We start from the raw sequence: 20024 nt of genomic DNA, 5'->3' as shown, positions 1-20024 counted from the left end.
CTCGGCGCGGCAATGCCGGCCATGAACGCCTGGCTGATCCTGCGCGGCATCGACACGCTGTTTCCGCGCATGCGGACGATCTCTGACTCCGCGGCAAAGATCGCGACGTTCCTCCAAGATCATCCGACGGTGGCGGCTGTGGCCTACCCCGGCCTGCCTTCCCACCCGCAGCATGACTTGGCAAAGCGCCAGATGGATCTGTTCGGCGGGGTAGTGACCTTCCAGGTGCAAGATCCCGCGGCGATGTCCCGGAGGCTCGCCGAGCGCCTCAAGGTTGCTCACTATGCCTTCTCCCTCGGACATCAGCGCTCGATTGTCGTGCTGCTCGACACCCAAGAGATGATGAAATCGACCTACGGGCTCACTGGGGAGCAGCTTGCTGACTACCGTCGCTTCGCGGGGGACGGGGTGTTCCGGCTGTCGGTCGGTCTGGAAGCGACCGACGATCTTATTGCCGACCTCGACCAAGCTATCACCGCCTGATCCGGACTGCGGAGGAAATCATGGCAAAGACACGCGTCGAAACTGACCTGCTCGGACCCCGGCCGATTCCGGCAGACGCCCTGATCGGTATCCACACACTGCGTGCAACGGAGAACTTCGACGTCTCCGGGATCAGGCTCCAGGATTTTCCTGAGTTCGTGCAGTCGTTGGGAATGGTGAAGCAGGCTGCCGCCACAACCAATCTTGAACTGGGGCTTCTCTCTCCTTCCGTCGCACAGGCGATCGAACGGGCCTCCAGCAGGCTGATTGTGGGCGAAATCCTCTCGCCGCATTTTCCGGTCGACATGATGCAGGGCGGGGCGGGGACCTCGACCAACATGAACGTCAACGAAGTAGTCGCGAATCTTGCGTTGCAGGACTTGGGGCGGCAGCCCGGCAGCTACGATGCGGTCAACCCAAACGACCACGTTAACCTTTCCCAGTCGACAAACGACGTCTATCCGACCGCAATTCGGCTGACGGTGCTGCGGGAAGGCGAAAAACTGACTTCAGCTCTCTCGGCCTTGGCCGCCTCGTTTCGATGTAAGGGAGAAACCTTCTCTGACATCCTGAAAGTTGGCAGGACCCAGCTCCAGGATGCCGTTCCGATGTTCCTTGGGCAGGAGTTTGAAGCCTTCGCAGAGACGCTGGAAGAAGACGTCTCACAATTTCTCAGCGCCGCCGAGTTGATGCGCGAAGTCAATCTGGGTGGCACCGCGATCGGTACGGGCGTCAACGCGCCCGCGGAGTTCTCGGTTGTTGCGTGTGCGCATCTGTCTCGCATCTCTAGCGTCACCCTTCGACCCGCGCGCAACCTCGTCGAGGCGACGTCTGACACCGGCGCCTTCGTTTCGATCTCGGGCGCGCTCAAGCGCATCTCGGTGAAACTTTCGAAGATCTGCAACGACCTACGCCTTCTGTCGAGCGGCCCGCGCGCTGGTCTCGGCGAAATCCGGCTTCCGGCGATGCAGGCGGGTTCTTCAATCATGCCGGGCAAGGTCAATCCAGTGATCCCCGAAATGCTGAACCAGATCGGCTTCCAGGTGATCGGCAATGACCTCACGGTCACACTTGCAGCCAGTGCCGGGCAACTCCAGTTGAATGCGATGGAGCCGGTCATCGTGCTCAACATCCTCCAATCCATGCGGCTTCTGACGAGAGGCATGGACGCACTGCGTATCCGGTGCATTGAAGGGATCGAGGCCGATGCAGAGCGTTGTCGGTCGCTTCACGACTCTTCGCTTGTCCATGCCGCAGCCCTCAATCCATTGGTCGGATATGCCAAGGCCGCATCCCTTGCCCGTACAGCACTTGCTGAACGGATGTCGCTGCGCGAGGTGGTCGGGCGCGACAGCGGTCTGTCTGCGGCACAGATCGACACGATCTTTGGAGAGCCGAGGCGACACTGAAGGGAGCGGAAGAATGGCTGTGTTCACAGATCTGACGGAGGTCGAGTGTCGCCAAATCGCCACGGCCTACCGCCTGGGACGTCTGACCTCGGTCATCGGCATTGCCGACGGCGATGCCGAGACGACCTTTCTCTTCCGCTCAGAACGCGGTGAGTTCATTGTTACATTGTTCGAAAGCGGCGCCGATCCCTTCGATCTCGAGCGTGCCTTTCGCACAATGGAAACCCTTTCTGCCGCAGGCGTACCCTGTCCGACGACGTTCCGAACAGATGCCGGCGCAGCGACGGTCACCGTGTCAGGCAAGCTCGTTGCGGTTGTCGGCTTCATGCCGGGGTCACGACCGAATGAGATCACGCCTGAGAAGAGCCGGGCGCTGGGGGGCTGCGTCGCGCGCATCCACCAGACCTTGAGGCGTTTCTTCGATGAAGGGGGCTCAGGCCTTCCGAAAGGCCCGGTGCACGGAGCCCTCAACCGGGACAATGTCTTCTTCCTCGGCGGGGCCGTGAGTGGCGTCATTAATTTCCGATTGCGCCACGACGACTTTCTGGTCGCGGAACTCGGGCAAGTCTTGATGCGCTGGACCGCGCGAGCGGACGGTATGCTGGAGAATAGGCTCGTCCGCCCCTTGCTCGCCGGGTACGAAGAGGTTCGTCGTTTGACTGCACCAGAGTGGCGCGCCTTGCCGGCCTTCGTGATGGCCGCTGCTGCTGCTGAGTTTGGAAAAGATTGCAGACTCACGGATTTTGAAGCGGGCACCTTCAAGGCCTTCCACTCCGCCAAGGCATCTATCGAGGAGCTGCAGCCATGAAGCGGGTTCTCGACCGGGCAGATGAGCGCATCCTGACCGAGCTGGCCCGAAATGCCCGAATCCCGCACGCCGAGTTGGCGGAGGTGGTCAATCTGTCGCGCAACGCCGTGCGCCAGCGGATTGATCGGTTAGAGCGGGACGGTCTTATTCAGGGCTACACGATCATCGCTGGCGAAGGTAGGCCGCCCGCGGCAGCCGTTACCGCGATGATGTTCGTGTATCGACACGACCGCATGCGCGGCGGTGACGTACTCCACGCGATCAAACGACTGCCGGAGGTGGTGTCCTGCGACGTCATGAGCGGCGAGTTTGACCTCGTCGTACGAGTCGAAGCGAGCGCCACCGACCGCATCCGCGAAATCTGGCAGGAAATATCAGCACTTCCGGGCGTTCGAGACACCCTCACAGCGTTCGCATTGTCTTCGGTGATCAAGCGATGAGCCGGGCTAAAAAGGTATAAGCCATGAAACCCATTAGAATTCTCGACGGCGGCATGAGCCGCGAACTTGTACGACTTGGAGCGGACCTAAGGCAGCCCGAATGGTCAGCGCTGGCGCTAATGGAGGCTCCGGAAGTTGTCAGGCGCGTGCATGAGGAGTTCATCGTCGCGGGCGCCGATGTCATCACCACCAATAGTTACGCATTGGTGCCGTTTCATATCGGTGAGGAGAGTTTTCGGGCAGAGGGCCGCAGGCTGATTGCTCTTGCTGGAAGTCTGGCGCGCGCAGCAGCCGATAGTGCGAGAGATCGCAAAGTACTCGTCGCCGGATCTCTGCCTCCGATCTTTGGCTCGTACGAGCCGCAACTCTTCAGACCGGAGCGGGTGCAGGACTATCTTGGCGTATTGGTCGAAGAGCTCGCGCCCTACGTTGATCTGTGGCTAGGTGAAACCCTGAGCCTCGTGGCCGAAGCCGAGGCAGTCCAACAGGCGATAGCGAGCACCGGTAAACCGTTCTGGATATCCTTCACGCTTGAAGACGGGCCAGGCACGGAGCCAAGCCCGGCAGCCCTGCGTTCCGGGGAGTGCCTGGCCGATGCTGCGCGATGGATTGCCGGGTCGGGAGCTCAGGCACTCCTCTTCAATTGCAGCCGTCCCGAAGTTATGCAGGCAGCGGTCGAGGAGGCCTCGGGGGTTTTCGGCTATTTGGGCGTTTCCCTTGATATAGGTGTTTATGCGAATGCATTCGGGTCCGATGAAGGGGGATCGGCAAACGAAACGTTGCATTCCGTTCGAGATGACCTCTCAGCTGACCGATATTCTAGCTTTGCCTGCGTTTGGGCGGAGAGCGGAGCCTCGATCATCGGTGGCTGCTGTGGTGTTGGTGCGTCGCATATACGGTGCGTCGCTTCTCGACTTAATCGGCGCGAAAACGATCAGTATTCGCATCCTGAATAGCTGGTCCGATCCTGTAAGCTGCCTTTCCCAAAAAATTGTGCTCCGCTTTTGAGAGGCGGCTGAAGTAAGGCAATTCACGGTCACCGCGGGAAAGACTGGAGACGAGCTTCATTCGGACAATTGCGAACGGCAGATCTTCAGACGACCGGCGATCTGTTCCGCAGACCAAAGCTCTTGCACTGCTCGATCACCAGCGCGCGCCATTGCGGGGTGTCACACAAGGATCCTCAAACGTTGCGGGCGAGGGATGGGAAGACATACGGACTGCCGGTTTTCGGCCGTCGAATGGAGCGTTCGCGTTGCCACCTATGTTCTGAACGCCCTAGGAGGGTCAGGAGCGGATACTTGGTCGGTACGATGCCGAAAGCCTATCCAGGCGGTATGGGGCTTTTGCGTCCAGTGAGTGCTCAGAACGCCTGCGTTCTCCCTTCTGGCTAAAAGGGAGAACGCTTATTAGGCTTCTCAGTTGCCGCTCAGGATCGTCACGCAGGCCGTTCGGAAGCGCTCGGTCGCCACTTGATGAGATGCTTCTCGGCGACGTCCAGGATGCTGTCGATAATCAGGACAAAGATCGCCAGGATCAGGATGCCTGCGAAGACGCCGACCGCATCAAAATTGCCCTCGGCTTGAGCAATCAGATAGCCCAGCCCGGCGGAGGAGCCGAGATACTCGCCGATGATCGCACCGACGACGGCAAAGCCGACGGAAGTGCGCAACGAAGACAGAATCCAGCTTGCCGCGGCCGGGAAGTAGACGTGGCGAAGAAGATCCGACCGCTTGGCTCCGAGAATGCGGGCGTTAGACAGGACCACCGGGTTGACTTCGCGAACGCCCTGCATGGCGTTGAAGAAGGTCACGAAGAACACCAGGGTCACGGCGAGCGCCACCTTGGACCAGAGGCCGAGGCCCAGCCAGAGTACGAAGATAGGAGCAAGGACGACTCGGGGGATCGCGTTCAAGCCCTTGATGAAAGGGTCCAGAATGCGCGCGGCCGAGCTGCTGAGGCCGAGCCAGACGCCTGCTGCCACGCCAAGTGCAGTTCCAACCAGATAGCCGAGCACGGTTTCGGTCAGGGTGATGGCCACATGGCTATAAAAACTGGCGTCCACCAACCAGGATACCACCTGGTTGAAGATGTCGACCGGAGCCGGGAAGAAGAAGACATCGATGAAACCGGCCGTGACACCGAGTTGCCAGCCGCCCACAATTGCCACCAGCAGTACGACTTGGATGAGGCGTTCAGTCATGGCGTTCATAGCTTTTCTCCACTTCGCCGCGCAGGGACGACCAGATGTTGCGATAAAGATCCATGAAGCGTGGATCGAGCTTGATTTCGGCGACATCGCGCGGGCGTTCGAGAACGACGGGGAAGCTGTCGATCACACGCGAGCGTGGTCCGGCGGCCAGCACCACGACCCGATCACCGAGGGCAATTGCCTCCTCAAGGTCGTGTGTGATCATCACCACGGCGCGCCGCTCCTCCTGCCAAAGCCGCAGCAGCTCGTTCTGCATCAGGTGACGGGTGTGGATATCGAGTGCGGAAAAGGGCTCGTCCATCAGGATGACCTTGGGGCCGGTGATCAGCGCCTGGGCCATCTGCACGCGCTTGCGCTGACCCCCTGATAGCTGATGCGGATAGCGATGCTCGAACCCCTTCAGGCCGACTTTCGCCAGCCATCGAATCGATTGCTCGCGACGTTCGGCAGCGCCGACACCCTTGAACATGGGGCCGAGTTCCACGTTCTCGATCGCGGTTTTCCACGGAAGCAACGCATCCTGCTGGAACAGATAACCGATGTCGTTCTGGACCCCGCGCACCGGCTGACCATCAATTGAGACGGTGCCACTCGCTGGTTTCAGGAGGCCGGCAATCGCATTGAGTATTGTGCTCTTGCCGCAGCCCGTGGGGCCAACGATGGCGAGGAACTCACCATCGGAAACACTCAAGTTCACATCCTGCACGGCCACGTAGGCTCCGAAGGCCATGGTGACCGAGTCGATGGAAACCATCGGCTTTGCTTGATGGGGACTGTCCGTCGGGGGTGCGGTATTCACTACGGCCAATGCCATGATCTCCTCCTGTCAGTTGGCGGCGACGTTCGGGACCTTGCCGACGAACTCGTTCGTATAGGTTTTCGTAAGGTCGATTTCAGCCGCAGCGACTTTTTCGTTGAAGCTCTTGAGGACGGCGAGCGGAGTCTTGATATCTTCCTCGTTGATTCGCCCGTCCTTTGAGAAGATCGCCTTCGCGTTATCGACCGCCTTGATGTAGGTGTCACGATCGCCGGAGATGAACTCCTTCGGCAGCTTTTCCACGATCTCTTCCGCGGAGTGGCTGTTCATCCACTCGAGCGCCGTGACCGTCGCGTTCGTGACCTTCTGGATGGTCTCCGGATTTTCCTCGATATAGCTCTGCGTGGCATAGAGGACGGAGGTTGGGTAGATCCCGCCATAGATCGCCTTGGCACCGTCATCGCTGCGCCCGTCGATCAGGATCTTGCCGACGCCCTTGGCCTCGATGAAGGTCGCTGCCGGGTCTTAGTTGACGAGGAGGTCGACCTTGCCCTGTTCAAGGGCCGCCACGGCCGCAGACCCGGAGCCGACGCCGATCAGCGAGACGTCGTTCCCGGACAAGCCGTTGCGCTGCAGGTAGTAGCGGACAAAGAAATCGGAAGACGAGCCCGGCGAAGTGATCCCGATTTTCGCGCCCTTGATCGTTTCCGGCTTTGCCGGGTCGAACGTGCTGTCCTTGCCCCCTGCCAGCACCAGCCCGGAATTGCGTGCGAGCTGCACAAACGCCACAACGGCCTTCTTCTGAGATTGCATCTGGATGGTGTGGTCGTAGAAGCCGACGGCGATATCCGTCGAGCCGGCAACAAGCGCCTGAAGGGTCTTCGAGCCGCCCGATGCAAAGTTCTCTACCGTCACCTCCAAACCCTCCTTTTCATAAAGGCCGAGCCCCTGTGCAACCGGAAAGGGAAGATTGTTGAGATTGTAAGAACCGACGCTGATGCGGACGGGATCCGCCAACGCCGAACCGGCAGAGGCGACGGTTGCCGCGAGGGCGAGCATGAGCTTGTGCATGATATTCTCCTCCTGTTGGTGGCGCCCTCCCGGCGGCCACGATCATCATGCCGCGCAACCCAGTTGCGTGACAGGTTTTGCGAAGACATGTCCTTCGAACAACCGTCTAGCGGTGCGAAGGATGCCGGCAACGACCTTGCCGTCCCTTTCATGAAGCCTGACGTCCAGGTGGCCGCTCGGGTGCTCAATCGAAAGCACCACCGGCGGCTTGCGCGTGCCGATGAGAAGGGAAGCAATGGTGCCTTCATGGATGCAGGCGGTGGCAATTCCCACGGCCCCGGTCGTGGCAAGCGAAGGGTGACATTGATGCGGCATGAAATAGCGCACGTTGACATCTCCTTCTGACTTTGGCCGGGAAATGAGCACGGGCTTCGGGGTCACCTGGTTCCGCACGTCGCCAAGGCCCATCCGTTCTCCGGCGGCGATGCGCAGCTTCTCCAACCGGTCAAGCAGCTTCCTATCGGCGTTGAGTTCAGCCGCTGACTCAAAGCCGGTGGCGCCGATCGAGTCGGCCTCGATCAGGATCATCGGCATGGCGCAATCGATGCATGTGACAGCCACACCGTCGATCGAATCGATCGGCTTGCCAGTGGGAAAGAGCTGTCCGGTGCGCGCGCCGGCTGCGTCCATGAAGGTCAGCGCGATCGGCGCTGCGTTGCCCGGAACACCGTCGATCGCCGCTTCGCCGAGATAGGAGACGTTGCCATTCGGCGTCGGAACATCGGCTTCGATCATCTTGCCAGTGTTGACATTGTGGATCCGGACGAGCGTCGTTTCCCCTCGAGCCGGAACGAGCCCCGCCTCGATGGCGAAAGGGCCGACCGCAGCGAGCATGTTGCCGCAGTTCGGGGAGGTGTCAACGATCTGTTGATCGACCCGCACCTGCGCAAAAAGATAATCCACGTCGGCGCCCGGAATGCTGGCGGGGCCAACTATGGCCACCTTGCTTGTGACGGGATTGCCGCCACCGATGCCATCGATCTGCAGGGGATGACCTGAACCCATCACTGAAAGCAGGATCTTGTCGCGTTCGTGAGTATCAACCGGAAGATCGCATGCCAGAAAGAAGGGACCTTTCGAGGTTCCGCCTCTCATCAGTACGCAAGGGATCGCCAACAGGTCGTTCATCGCTTGTGCTTCCATAAGGATTATGTCATCGCCGTATCAATTGGCGTTCTTTGATCCAATTATCGGAACAAACGTTGATTTGTTAAATGCTAAGAATCGGATGATTATTGCATTATGAACATCAATTGTGAGATCCTCGACCTCCGCGCGTTCCTGATCGTCGTTGAGTTAGAGAGCTTTCATCGCGCGGCCGATGCGTTGCATCTGTCACAGCCCGCGTTAACCCGGCGGATTCAGAAGCTCGAGCAGGCGATTGGAGCACCCCTCCTGGAGCGAACGACTAGGCACGTGTCCGCGACGGCTCTCGGTACAGAATTGGTGCCCCTGGTTCGACGCATGCTGGAGGAATTCGATGGCTCTCTGTTTGCTGTCCGTGACGTTGGGCCTAATCGATGTGGATTGGTAACGATCGCATGCCTACCCACTGCGGCTTTTTACTTCCTCCCTACCGTCATTCGGCAATTTAATAAGGAGTATCCGAACATCCGCTTTCGTATCCTCGACCTGCCGGCGACCGAAGGCCTTCAAGCCGTGGCGCGGGGGGAGGTGGAGTTCGGCATTAATATTATGGGCACGTCGGATCCCGACCTCACCTTCGAGCGTCTCGCGGAAGACCCATTCGTGCTTGCAGCGCGCAAGGACCACCCTCTCGCAGCCAAACCATGGGTCGGCTGGGCTGAATTGGAGCCCTACCATTTGATCACGGTTCATCGATCAAGCGGCAACAGAACGCTGCTCGACGCCGCGCTGGCAAAGTCTAATATCAAGCTGCGCTGGTTTTATGAGGTGACCCATCTGTCCACTTCCCTCGGGCTGGTGGAGGCCGGCCTCGGTATTTCGGTCCTGCCACGAATGGCGACCCCGCAGGATGACCATCCGTTCTTGATCACACGCCCAATTGGCGATCCCGAAATATCACGCACAATCGGTGTGGTTCGCCGTCGTGGCGGCACGTTGTCGCCGGCGGCAGAGCGGTTTCTCAGGATGCTGATGGGCGTATGGGGGAAGTGATTGAGAGGCGCTAAGAAATCGACAGCCGCAAAACCAGAAGCCTCATGCAATGGCGAGACCGAGGGGCTCTCGCCGGCAGTTGGGATCTGCTCCAATGAAGGGTCCTTCCCAGTTCAGCCGTACGACATCGATCAGGTCCGGCTGCGGCGGGAAGCCCGCAATCGCCTCGGCGTTGCCCTTCAGCTTGCGCTTTTTCGCCACCGGGCATGACCCTCGCTCAGGGACTTCACAGCTCCGCTGGGCTTACCGAAGAACTACATCCAAACTCGTCTGATTGCATCAAAAGCAGCCATTATCGAGGGATCGCCGAGGCGAGCTTCCAAGCAGAGGAAACTTAGTGTCGTCGAGATCCTCACGTTTTCTGCAATCACGAGGCCGTGCGCCTGTTGTTCATGAAGCGCAATCGACTCTCGGCAAAGGCTCAAGCCCACCCCTGTCCGTACCATGGCGACCATGGACGCCTCCTGATCCACTTGGGCGACTATATTTTGCCGGACGCCTAAATCGGCACATAGGCGCGACAGCAATCGATTGTGGACCGAGGCCTGCGGTGTGCCGATCCAAGGAAGCGATGCAAGCTGTGTCCAATCTGCGCCACGCACGAAACCGGCGAGCGATGGCGGAGCGACGACGCGATATGTCAATTGCGCCAGCTCGCGGGCATGAAAAAGCGGTGCGGCACTTTCTCCGGTAATCTCGGCGGAAGGACCATAATCTCTTGGGTCGCCGAGATAGAAACCGGCATCGAGTTCATTTCGCCTCAGGCCCTCCGGCACGTCGCCGCTCATTCCATGACGCAGTGTGGTTTCGATACCTGGCCCGCTTTCGATCAGCGCCTTCAGAAAAGCACCCAACCGGGTGAACTCCGGGTCGATGATCGTGCCGATCCGTAGTTTCCCTCGCACTCGCGTCGCCAAATGTCCGGCCGTCTGCCCAAAATCTGTCAATGCCATCAACACCTGCTCCGCCTTGGCTGCCAGCAGGGCTCCTTCCTGCGTCAGTTCCAGCCCCGTGGAGGTTCTGCGGAACAAGGTGAGCCCCGTGTCGGCGGCAAGGCGTTTCAATTGCAGTGTGACGGCGGGCTGGGTGACGTGCAGTTGCTCCGCGGCGCGCGTAACGTTTCTCTCGCGCGCGACGGTGACGAAAGCCTTCAATTTTCTCAGGTCGATTGACTGAATCATATTAATTTTACTTATAATGCCTTGCGTCATTTGTCATTGGATTTCCGGCCCGATCCTCCGTTATTCATGAAAATGGAGATTAGGAGGAGGTTAAAATGCTACGGCAAATCGTCGAAGCTTATGATTGTGCGGTGTTGCATCGCAGCAGGCGGGCAAGCCGATGACCAGCCGCACTTCTCACCGCGCCGCCGACAGTTTTGACTATATCATCGTCGGTGGAGGCTCCGCAGGCTGTCTGCTCGCCAATCGCCTCAGCCGCGATCCAGCGATGCGCGTGCTGCTGCTAGAAGCTGGCCGAAAGGACGACTATCACTGGATTCACATCCCAGTCGGCTATCTCTATTGCATCGGAAACCCGCGCACCGACTGGCTGTATAAAACTGAGCCTGATGTTGGTCTGAACGGCCGGTCGCTACGCTATCCGCGCGGCAAGACGCTCGGCGGCTGCTCCTCGATCAACGGCATGATCTATATGCGTGGCCAGGCGCGCGACTTCGACGGCTGGGCGGCGGCGACCGGCGATAGCGCCTGGTCCTGGCAGAGCTGCTTGCCCGATTTCAAGGCGCATGAGGATCATTATCGGTTGGACAACGGCGCCGACCCAAAGACCGGCGGCAACAGCCGCTTCTCCGACATGCACGGCCACGGTGGCGAATGGCGGATAGAGAAGCAGCGGCTCAAATGGGACATCCTCGAATCCTTCGCCGAGGCCGCCGTCCAGGCTGGTATTCCGCGCTCCGACGATTTCAACAGCGGCGACAATGAGGGTGTCGGCTATTTCGAGGTCAACCAACGCTCCGGCTGGCGCTGGAATACCTCCAAGGCTTTCTTGCGCCCGGCGAAACACCGCCCGAACCTGACGATTTGGACGCAATCCCATGTCGAAAGGCTGGTTCTTGAAACCGAGGGTTCCGGTCGCAAGCGTTGCGTTGGCGTTACGCTTCAGCGGCAGGGACGCAGTGCGCAGGTTCGTGCGCGCAGGGAGGTCATCCTCTCCGCCGGCGCGATCGGTTCGCCGCAGATCCTGCAATTGTCGGGCATCGGGCCAGGTCCTCTCCTGAAGCGCCATGGTGTCGAGGTCGCGCACGACCTGCCAGGTGTCGGGGAAAATCTTCAGGACCATCTGCAGATTCGCGCGGTCTTCAAGGTCGGCAATGCCAAGACGCTGAACACGCTCGCCAACAGCCTGTTCGGCAAGGCTAGGATCGGGCTCGAATATGTGCTGAAGCGCAGCGGTCCGATGAGCATGTCGCCCTCGCAGCTCGGAGCTTTCACCCGGTCGGACGATGGCCAGGCCCATGCCAATCTGGAATATCACGTCCAGCCGCTCAGCCTCGACGCCTTCGGTGAGCCGTTGCACAGCATTCCCGCCTTCACCGCAAGCGTCTGCAACCTTAATCCGACCAGCGTGGGAAGCGTGCGCATTCGTTCCGGCAAGGTGTCGGACGCACCGGCGATCGCGCCGAACTACCTCAGCACCGAAGAGGATCGCCGCATCGCTGCCGAGAGTCTCCGGCAAGTGCGCAAGATCGTATCGCAGCCGAAGCTCGCGAAATACCAGCCGCAGGAATGGAAGCCCGGCTTGCAGTTCCAGAGCGACGAGGAACTGGCGCGGCTCGCGGGCGATATCGCCAACACCATCTTTCATCCGGTCGGGACGACGAAGATGGGCCGCGACGACGATCCGATGGCCGTGGTGGACAGCCACCTCAGGGTGCGGGGCATTGAGGGCCTGCGCGTCGTCGATGCGGGCATCATGCCGAAGATCACCAGCGGTAACACCAACGCGCCGACGCTGATGATCGCCGAAAAGGCGGCCGGCTGGATCGTCGCCGATCGGCGCGCATAGAAAAATCTTGGGGAGAAAAGAGCAATGACATCGATCGCGCGTTCCGCGCTTCCGCTTTCCGGCGTTCGGGTGGTTGATTTCGGGCAATATATTGCCGGCCCGGCCGTGGCCATGATCCTTGGTGATCTGGGCGCGACCGTCGTGCATGTCGACCCGCCCGGCGGTCCGCTCTGGGACAATCCCGCTAACGCCATACTCAACCGCAACAAGCTGATCGTTACCCTCGATCTCAAAACGGAGGAGGGGCTGGATGAGGCAAAAGCGCTGGTGGCCGAGGCAGATATTGTCGTTGAGAACTTCCGCCCCGGCGTGCTCGCCCGGCTCGGAATCGATTTTGCGGCGCTCCGCAAGGCGCGGCCGGAGCTAATCACCCTGTCGATCCCCGGCTTTGCCTCCGACGATCAGCTTCGCCGTGACTGGAGGGCTTTCGAGCCGGTAATTGCGGCGTCCTCCGGCGTCTTCACGGATATGGGCCTCAATCGCGTGCTGATGGGCATCAACCCGTCTTTCTCGCCGCTTCCGCTCTCTTCGGCCTATGGCACGATGCTTGCGGCGTCCGCAACGGTGCTGGCGCTTCAGGCGCGCGAGCGCACGGGACACGGCGATCATATCGAAGTGCCGCTGGCAAGCGCCGTCATGGAAGGCCTCTCCTACAATTCGATCCTGATTGACGATTATCCGCTGCGCTACCAGACCCAGCGCGAGCGGGAGATCGAGCGCCGGCGCGGCGAGGGCCTGCCGATGGACATGTCCTATCACGAGCTCCAGGAGTTCCTCGATCCCTTCTATCGCAGCTATGTGTGCGCCGACGGGCGGATGTTCTATGTCGTCTGCCCCAGCCACAAGAACCACGCGAAGCGCTGCCTGCAAGCCCTGGGTCTATACGATGAACTGGTGGCCGAGGGACTGCGCGAGGAGGAAGATACCTATCTTCCGGTCTCGCAATGGTCGTCGGACGTTTCGCTTGGCGTCTATCCGCTCCCGAAATTCTGGGCCGACAAGATCGCAGCCCGCATGAAGGAAGTTTTCCTGACCAAGACGGCGGCCGAATGGGAACGTGTCTTTGGGGAAGGGCTGTTTCCGGGCGCGCCACAGCGCTGGTTGAAGGAATGGATCGCAGACGATCATGCCAAGGCCGCCGGCCTCATGATTGAGGTGGACGATCCGATCCTCGGTCGCATGACCCAGCCGGGGCCGATGGCCTGGCTGCAAGAGAGCGCCGAAGCCATGCTGACACCGCACCCGCGGCGCTGGGGGACCTTTAAGGACGCGCTGGCGATGCTTTCGGGTATAGAGCGGCCGTCATTGCCGGCGCCAACGGCCGACGCCCCCGGCGGCTGGCTGGATGGCGTAAAAGTTCTCGATCTGTGCAACGTGATCGCGGGTCCACATTCGGTCGCCTATCTTGCCCGCTTCGGTGCGGAGGTTATCAAGATCGACCCGGCCAAGCCACTTTATGACTGCTGGAACACCGTGATCTTCGGCATGTCGCACATGCGTGGAAAGCAGTCCGTGTTGCTGAACATCGGCTCGCCCGATGGCCGCGTCATCTTCGAAGAACTGGTGCGCTCTGTCGATGTCGTGGTCTGGAATGCCACTGACCGTCAGGTCAAGGCGATGGGGCTCGATGCCGAAAGCCTGAGGGCGCTCAACCGCCAAGCGATCTTCTGCCAGCTCGATTGCTTCGGCGGCGTGCGCACTGGCCCGCGCACCGACTATCTCGGCTATGACGACCTCGTGCAGTCGGCGACCGGCATCATGCTGCGTTTCGGCGGCTCGATGGAGACGCCGGAGGAGCATGCCCATGTCGGCACCATCGACGTCATGTGCGGCTTCGGCGCGGCGCTCGGCATTGCCGCCGCCCTCTACCGGAAATCCCGAACCGGGATCGTCGGCCGCCCGCGCACCTCGCTGTCGGCGCTGACCGGCCTCGCACAGATACCCTTCTGCTACGATTATGCCGGGCGTGGCCCCTTCGATGAGCCGTCCGGCCGCGAGACCAAGGGATATCATGCCCTGTCGCGGCTCTACGAGACGGCATCGGGGGATCACCTTCTTTTGTGCGCCTCGGAAGCCGACCTTCCGCGCTTCGGCAAGGTCGAGGGTCTCAGTGGGATTGTCAAATTGGCGGTATCCGATCGCGAGGCTTATCTCGCAGGGGCTTTCCTGACCGCGCCGGCGGAAGCCTGGCAGCAGCGCCTACACGAAGCCGATATCGGCGTATCGCTCTGCGAGAACATCGAAACGATCCGCAGCCGCAGTGCCCGTATTGCTGACGGCACGCCCGGGATCGACCGGGGTAGCTATTCCTTCTCGATCTTCCCGAAGCATCCGAGCGGACACACCGTCACACAGCTCGACCCATTCGCCATCCGTCCAGCCGTCGGCAAGGTCACCGCTGTCGCGCCGGCGGAGAAGTACGGAGCGTCCACGCGCGCCGTTCTCCGGTCCCTGAACTACACCGACGCCGAGATCGACCGGCTGATCGCCTCAGATACGATCAGCGAGACCTGGAGTGGTGAGTATCTGCCGAGCTAGCAGGAAACCGCGGCCTCGGGTTCTGAGGAGGATACCGGAGCCGGCGGCGGCCCGCTGAGGTACGCGATAAGCCCTTTGTCGTGCTCATGCATAGGGCCGGCCTTTGAACGGCCCGCCTCGCGCCACATTGCTGCTTCAAAAAGGGCTGTTTCGTCGCGACTACCAGCCCGATATTCATGCAGCAGGTAATTCGCGAGGCGGTCGTCACGCTCACTGGGCCGATCAATCTGGCACCATATGCAAACCCGGTCGAAGACCGCTTGCAGAAAGTTCAACTCGGTCGGGCTTGTCCAGGCACTTTCCAAGGGGTCAACCATCGGAGCATCCACCCTCCAGATTATGCGGCAGCGCGCCTATCATCGCCTCCCGGCCTGGTGAGGTGGGCTAGCTCATTCGCTGGGCGGCCCGCCTCCAGACACGCAGCGACGAAAGCTTCACGCGACCGCGACCGGCGTCCTTCGGTTAAGGGCTCGCCGACAGACTTCGACGGCTTGCTCGTAGCGCCGTCCGCGACGTCGCGGCCACTCATTCTCCAGGAAAACGAGCGCGTCGAAGACCGATGAAAAGTTGCAATTGGTGCCGTTCTGGAATGTTACCTCCAACGGCACAGACCATGGCATCTCCGGAAGATACATGTTTCCCTCCTTCCTATCTAACCGGATGAAAGAAGATGGAAAATCATCTGGGAATGCTGAATTGGTTTTCAAGACCTCCGACACCAGGCGTTTGGCGATCGGGACGGTGCCCGGCCTGACTCGAACCTGAAAGAGCGAATTCGATCGTCGGGGGTGAATGATTCGGGTCGTAATCGAGCGCATCAACGACGTTGCTCGCCCGGTCGATCGAGCTGATGGGTCGAGCTTAGCCGAGATCCTTAGGCCGCGACTTCGCCGATCAGTGAACCAGCCGGAATGTTCCATTCTTTGCTGAGCTTTCTAATCTGATCCAGATTAATTTCCCGTTTTCCGTTCAGAAGATCGGCCGCCCGCGCTTTCGAACCAATAACCGCCACGAGATCGGCGCGCGTGTAGTTGTTCGCAGCCATCACCGACTTGACCACCTCAACGGGGCTCGCCGTCGGGATTGGATAGTGCTTGCCCTCGTACTGTTCGATCAGAAGGACGAGCGCGTCAAAGTGCGCAGCTTCCTCAGAGCCTTCTTCGGGTTCGACTTCGAAATATGGCCGAACTTCCTTCAGTGCGGCGTTGTACTCGGCCTCACTCTGAAGCGTCCGAAAACCTTTCAAATCCAACATGTCGACTTCCTTTCACGTCAGAGTTCTTTGACGTCGATCGCATCGTACTGGGCGTGCGTCCCGACAAACAGGACGAAAATCCGCTTGGACCGAAATGCGACCAGCCCCACAATGCGGTACTTGTTGCCGCCGACGTCGAAGATAACCTTGTTGCCGGCCACCAGATCAGCTGAGTTAAATGTCTTCTTTAACTCGCTGAAATTATTCCAGCTCGCCTTCGATGCGGTAGTATACCATTCCGTCATTGCGGCTCGCGCGGTCTCTCTGGGGACGCCTTTCGGCAAGCTATTCCAAAAGCTGACCAGCGCAGATTTAGCGATAACGTTCACTTGAGTCCCTATTTAACGAATTCCCAATTTGGAAACAAGCATAAAGTTCCCAGTTTGGGAATTTGTTCCGAGTCATTCTTTGATAAGATCCAGTCAACGATGAATGCAAATCTCGGGCAGCACTGTCTGACATACCTTCGAGTGCGGGTCCAACTCGGAAAACGCGCTATCCCTTTGGCCGCCAGCGATCAAGTTCACTTATGGGGCCTGGTCGCCTTCACCATTTTTGGGACCTTCCGCGAAACCTCCTCAAGCGTCGTCAGAACCCGGTTCACCTGCGAGAGCGTGGACGTCAGCTCAGGAGCATATCGGACGATGAGATACTCTTTAGCTGAGGAGAGCGTTGCCAGGTGCGCCAGCGTGCGCTGGCGCAAGACAAGTCCTGCGGCCCCCGCTATTCGGGCCCGCTCGCCAAGGTCATGTTGGAAGTTGTGGATCGGCTCGCCATCGAGGCCTTTCGCCTGAAGAAGAGCATCGAGATAAAGCTCGATGGCATGAAGAGCCAGCAGCCTTTGCGGAAGATGGTTGGGACTGGATGGGGCCTCACCCAGCTTGACGGCGGCGGCTTTGTATTGCGTCGCCAGGTTCAAAACGTCTCGCACATCCGTTGATTTGCCGAGGTCCATTTTGCTAGATCTCCCCGTCAGAGTGAAACTGCGGGCTGGGTTCCGACCGCGTCGTCAGTCGTTCGTGACAGGTGCTGATCGTCTCGCGCACCGTTGATCCGGATGAGGTCCTTCAACAGGGTCCGGAGCTGTGGCCAGGGGGCATCCTCGAGTTTGAGGCCCGGATCCTGTGAAACGATCAGGCAGTGAAGCTTTGCAGCGACTTCGAGCGCCGAGGAGACCGGCGCGATCAACAGCACCCGCCCCAGGACCCCGGCCTGTTCTGCAAGTTCCTGTTCCAGAGCGGCGACTGGACTGTAACCAAGGCGTCGGTCAGCTTCCTTCCACCGTTTCTGGCGCTCGTACAGGCCGGTTTGTCCGGGCCCGACATCCACCTGCGCAAAGCGACGGAGGGCGGCCAAAGACCGAACCGCGACGGAGCCGTCGTCAACGCTTTCCAGTTCAGAAATCGGCAAATCGCCGACTGCTTGCAGCATGTCCGAAGCAAGCCTTTTTCTGAGACGCGCGGATCGGGCGTAAGGATGATGGTAGGCGTACCAGCGAGGCCACAGTTCCCGAACTGGCGTCGGACCGTTCTCCCTGCGCCCGTCAAGTTCTGCAATACGCGCGCTCAGCAGCTGTCCGGCAACAGACAGAAGGTTGCGACGATCGATCCGGTAGGGCAGGTTTTTTGGGGCGCCATCGTCCGCGCACTTATTTCTACGCTTAATTGCAGGCAAAGTTCTGCTAGTCTCAGAATCAGCCATGATCCAAGCTCCAATAAGCTAGATTGTGGTTAGGCTGGTCTCGCGTGCTCCAACACGTGGGCCAGCCGATTGCAGCTTAGGAGGGTATCGTTGTCGAGCGGGATGGGCAAGCCAAATCACAGCAGTGCTGTGAAATGAATGCTGTTCAGTGCAGACTCGCTCGAGCCGCCATGGGGTGGGGTATTCGGGATTTGGCCGCTGCTGCCGGCGTTTCGAGCCAGACAGTAAGTCGCTTAGAACGAGGTGAACAGCTGCGAACGCGCACTTTAGACCGGATGCGACAGGTATTTGAAGCGGCTGGGATAGACTTCATCTGCGACGGAGATGGCTTTGGCATAATGATCAGGAGGCCGCACTTGCTGCCGCTGACGGACCCAGAAACCCGCTGACACGATCCGGCACGCATGTCGCGCCTAGCCGCGCCGAAGATCATCACTGCTGTGCCGGGTTTCACCAGGACTAGCCTGCATTTCGCGTGGATGATTGTGGATGACGACCCGGTGGTTGGCGGCTCAGACCGTCCTGCCGTTTTCGGCTCTCGATTCTCCGGTGACGCCTGTGGTCCGCGTCCTCCCGATCACGCATACGCCACCCTCCGACCCGGCCGTCCGGCCGCTCGACACCGATAGCGGCTACCACGGCCCGTTGCCTCCAGCCCTATTCGAAAAGGTGAAGTGTCGCTTTGTCGGGCTTGCGCGCAGCCAAAGAGGCGACCCCGCGTGGTTCCTAAAAGAATTGCTCCGGCAAGCAAAATAGCGCATCGCATGGCGTTCCGGAAAAGACGGGAACCCATCCTGGCAACCGTCGGTTCGACAGCGTCTTGCGCCGGAACATTGATGCCCTAGAAATGCAACCGAACTCCCATGAAGCAACCGTAAAGTCGAAAGGCAGATCAACCTGGGAAAGGCTCGTTGCGCGCATGTTCACGGTCGGGGCCAAGTAGATGGTGTGACGGGCGGAACTCGGCTCGCCAGGTTTGAAGGGCGGGTGGTCGTCCCTCACAATGATGGTGTCGCGGAGTCAGGAGTGGCCTGCTCCATAGCAGCACGGAGAGACGACCATGAAAGAGTATGCCGGCATCGACGTATCATTGGAATACTCAAGCGTGTGCGTGGTGGATGCGGATGGCCGCATTGTGCGGGAAGCAAAGGTGCTCAGCGAACCCGATGCGCTAATCGCCTAGTTCGGCGCGCACGGCGTGGCGATGGAGCGCATTGGTCTGGAGGCCGGCCCGTTGTCGCAGTGGCTCCATGCCGGGATGGTGAAGGCAGGTCTTTCCGTCGAGCTGATCGAGACGCGCCACGTGCGTGCAGCCTTCAAGACGATGCCGGTCAAGACCGACAATAAGGACGCCCGCGGCATCGCGCAGTTGATGCGGCTGGGCTGGTTCCGACCGGTCCACTGCAAATCGCTTGCCGCCCAGGAGGTGCGTGCGCTGCTGACCGCGCGCAAGCTCATTCAGGGCAAGCTTCACAACATCGAGATGAGCATCCGGGGCATCCTGCGCGGCTTCGGCCTCAAGGTAGGGCCGACGACGCGGCGCACTTACGCGGGGCGCATCCGCGCGCTGATTGCCGGCCATTCGACCTTGGAAGCGATCGCTACGGCACTGCTCAAAGTGCGCGACGCGCTTGTGCACGAATTCGCAGGGTTTGAGCGCAAGCTGCGTGCCATCGCCCGCCAGGGTGTTTTCCTGGCGCAGTGCTGCATTCTCTTGGCGAAACTCCGCGTTCTCGGGGCGAAGCTTCGTGACTTCTGCGGAGAGCTCCCTGACCTCACTGACCAGGCCCGTCACAAGCGAGCGCAACGCATTCAGCGATAGCGTGTCGGCGTGCTCGGCTGAGGGCAGGCGCTTCTTTGGCATGACCGAAACGAATCTGATTTGCGCCCACGGCGGAATCCTTGACCCATCGCCGACGGCTCACATCGCCCGCATATGCGCAGGCTTAGATGGCTCCGGAAGGGCCGCCACCAAATCTGCCCCGGCTACTCCCGCTCCTTCTCGCTCAGCCCTTGAGCAACGGACACCGTGGAGAATGCGAAAGTCGATCCAATGAAGTAAGCCTCGCAGCAGCGTTCGGATTTTCGCATTGGTTAAAACATGAGAAGACCCCCAGCTCAGATTGCTGGTAGAGCGTCCCCGAGCCTTGTCGAGACGCTCACACGTCTCTTACAACGCTG

Annotated in this window: 18 protein-coding genes and 4 pseudogenes; 11 read left to right on the top strand and 11 right to left on the bottom strand. The window is 60.0% G+C overall.

Annotated elements, in window-relative coordinates; translation table 11 throughout:
- The 5 genes from I8N66_RS27095 to I8N66_RS27075 form a co-directional block, all read left to right on the top strand.
- Positions 1–483 (top strand): PLP-dependent transferase (locus I8N66_RS27095; protein WP_291160436.1); only part of this gene is annotated, 483 nt, incomplete at its 5' end.
- A gap of 20 nt (positions 484–503) precedes the next feature.
- Positions 504–1892: an aspartate ammonia-lyase gene (locus I8N66_RS27090; RefSeq protein ID WP_113535790.1), complete on the top strand. Its 1389-nt coding sequence runs from the start codon at positions 504–506 to the stop codon at positions 1890–1892.
- Positions 1870–2700 (top strand): phosphotransferase, encoded by an 831-nt coding sequence (locus I8N66_RS27085; protein ID WP_291160433.1) that lies wholly within the window; start codon positions 1870–1872, stop codon positions 2698–2700. The genes I8N66_RS27090 and I8N66_RS27085 overlap by 23 nt, the downstream gene beginning before the upstream one ends.
- A complete protein-coding gene (locus I8N66_RS27080) occupies positions 2697–3140 on the top strand; it encodes an Lrp/AsnC family transcriptional regulator (protein ID WP_113535788.1) in 444 nt (147 codons plus the stop codon). The genes I8N66_RS27085 and I8N66_RS27080 overlap by 4 nt, the downstream gene beginning before the upstream one ends.
- Positions 3141–3163: 23 nt before the next feature.
- Complete coding sequence (locus I8N66_RS27075; RefSeq protein ID WP_113535787.1) at positions 3164–4096, top strand: homocysteine S-methyltransferase family protein; 933 nt, start codon at positions 3164–3166, stop codon at positions 4094–4096.
- 482 nt (positions 4097–4578) lie between these two features.
- On the opposite strand, the gene I8N66_RS27070 is transcribed toward I8N66_RS27075, so the two are convergent.
- From I8N66_RS27070 to I8N66_RS27055, 4 genes and pseudogenes are all read right to left on the bottom strand, one after another.
- Positions 4579–5352 carry an ABC transporter permease gene (locus I8N66_RS27070; protein ID WP_113535786.1) on the bottom strand — a complete coding sequence of 258 codons (774 nt, stop codon included), beginning with the start codon at positions 5350–5352 and terminating at the stop codon, positions 4579–4581.
- A complete protein-coding gene (locus I8N66_RS27065; protein WP_291160427.1) occupies positions 5336–6166 on the bottom strand; it encodes an ABC transporter ATP-binding protein in 831 nt (276 codons plus the stop codon). Before I8N66_RS27065 ends, I8N66_RS27070 begins: the two co-directional genes overlap by 17 nt.
- 12 nt (positions 6167–6178) lie before the next feature.
- Positions 6179–7180 (bottom strand): annotated as a pseudogene (locus I8N66_RS27060) (ABC transporter substrate-binding protein).
- Positions 7181–7225: 45 nt separating this feature from the next.
- Complete coding sequence (locus tag I8N66_RS27055) at positions 7226–8308, bottom strand: 4-oxalomesaconate tautomerase (protein WP_113535783.1); 1083 nt, start codon at positions 8306–8308, stop codon at positions 7226–7228.
- Between the two features lie 114 nt (positions 8309–8422).
- On the opposite strand from I8N66_RS27055, the gene I8N66_RS27050 reads away from it, so the two are divergent.
- Entirely contained in the window at positions 8423–9319 is an 897-nt protein-coding gene (locus I8N66_RS27050) for a LysR family transcriptional regulator (protein WP_291160422.1), read from the top strand.
- A 42-nt stretch (positions 9320–9361) separates the two neighbouring features.
- Here I8N66_RS27050 and I8N66_RS27045 read toward each other — a convergent pair whose 3' ends face one another.
- Both I8N66_RS27045 and I8N66_RS27040 read right to left on the bottom strand, forming a co-directional pair.
- On the bottom strand, positions 9362–9520 hold the full coding sequence (locus I8N66_RS27045) for a hypothetical protein (RefSeq protein WP_291160419.1): 159 nt from the start codon (positions 9518–9520) through the stop codon (positions 9362–9364).
- A 53-nt stretch (positions 9521–9573) separates the two neighbouring features.
- Positions 9574–10530, bottom strand: a complete 957-nt coding sequence (locus I8N66_RS27040; protein WP_291160416.1) for a LysR family transcriptional regulator — start codon at positions 10528–10530, stop codon at positions 9574–9576.
- Between the two features lie 130 nt (positions 10531–10660).
- Here I8N66_RS27040 and I8N66_RS27035 point away from each other — a divergent pair, with 130 nt between their 5' ends.
- Together I8N66_RS27035 and I8N66_RS27030 are read left to right on the top strand one after the other, a co-directional pair.
- On the top strand, positions 10661–12349 hold the full coding sequence (locus tag I8N66_RS27035) for a GMC family oxidoreductase N-terminal domain-containing protein (RefSeq protein WP_113535923.1): 1689 nt from the start codon (positions 10661–10663) through the stop codon (positions 12347–12349).
- 24 nt (positions 12350–12373) lie between these two features.
- Positions 12374–14887 carry a CoA transferase gene (locus I8N66_RS27030; RefSeq protein WP_291160414.1) on the top strand — a complete coding sequence of 838 codons (2514 nt, stop codon included), beginning with the start codon at positions 12374–12376 and terminating at the stop codon, positions 14885–14887.
- Positions 14888–15224: 337 nt separating this feature from the next.
- On the opposite strand, the pseudogene I8N66_RS27025 reads toward I8N66_RS27030, so the two are convergent.
- The 5 genes and pseudogenes from I8N66_RS27025 to I8N66_RS27005 all read right to left on the bottom strand — a co-directional run bounded on the left by I8N66_RS27025 (position 15225) and on the right by I8N66_RS27005 (position 17843).
- A pseudogene (locus I8N66_RS27025) lies at positions 15225–15522 on the bottom strand (DUF982 domain-containing protein).
- A 239-nt stretch (positions 15523–15761) separates the two neighbouring features.
- Complete coding sequence (locus tag I8N66_RS27020; protein WP_113535768.1) at positions 15762–16142, bottom strand: transcriptional regulator; 381 nt, start codon at positions 16140–16142, stop codon at positions 15762–15764.
- A gap of 17 nt (positions 16143–16159) precedes the next feature.
- On the bottom strand, positions 16160–16471 hold the full coding sequence (locus I8N66_RS27015) for a type II toxin-antitoxin system HigB family toxin (RefSeq protein ID WP_113535767.1): 312 nt from the start codon (positions 16469–16471) through the stop codon (positions 16160–16162).
- Between the two features lie 194 nt (positions 16472–16665).
- Positions 16666–17097, bottom strand: a complete 432-nt coding sequence (locus I8N66_RS27010; RefSeq protein WP_113535766.1) for a hypothetical protein — start codon at positions 17095–17097, stop codon at positions 16666–16668.
- A 17-nt stretch (positions 17098–17114) separates the two neighbouring features.
- On the bottom strand, positions 17115–17843 hold the full coding sequence (locus tag I8N66_RS27005; RefSeq protein WP_291160409.1) for a hypothetical protein: 729 nt from the start codon (positions 17841–17843) through the stop codon (positions 17115–17117).
- Positions 17844–17977: 134 nt separating this feature from the next.
- Here I8N66_RS27005 and I8N66_RS27000 point away from each other — a divergent pair, with 134 nt between their 5' ends.
- From I8N66_RS27000 to I8N66_RS26995, 3 genes and pseudogenes are all read left to right on the top strand, one after another.
- Positions 17978–18232: a helix-turn-helix transcriptional regulator gene (locus I8N66_RS27000; RefSeq protein ID WP_291160406.1), complete on the top strand. Its 255-nt coding sequence runs from the start codon at positions 17978–17980 to the stop codon at positions 18230–18232.
- Between the two features lie 163 nt (positions 18233–18395).
- Positions 18396–18599: pseudogene (locus tag I8N66_RS37610) on the top strand (hypothetical protein); the annotation flags it as partial.
- Positions 18600–18903: 304 nt separating this feature from the next.
- A pseudogene (locus I8N66_RS26995) lies at positions 18904–19491 on the top strand (transposase); the annotation flags it as partial.
- Positions 19492–20024 lie beyond the last annotated feature (533 nt).

The organism is Ensifer sp. SSB1 (assembly GCF_016652895.1).
GTDB lineage: Bacteria > Pseudomonadota > Alphaproteobacteria > Rhizobiales > Rhizobiaceae > Ensifer.
Note: the sequence above shows the minus strand (reverse complement) of the source record. Positions and strands in the feature narration are given on the sequence as shown.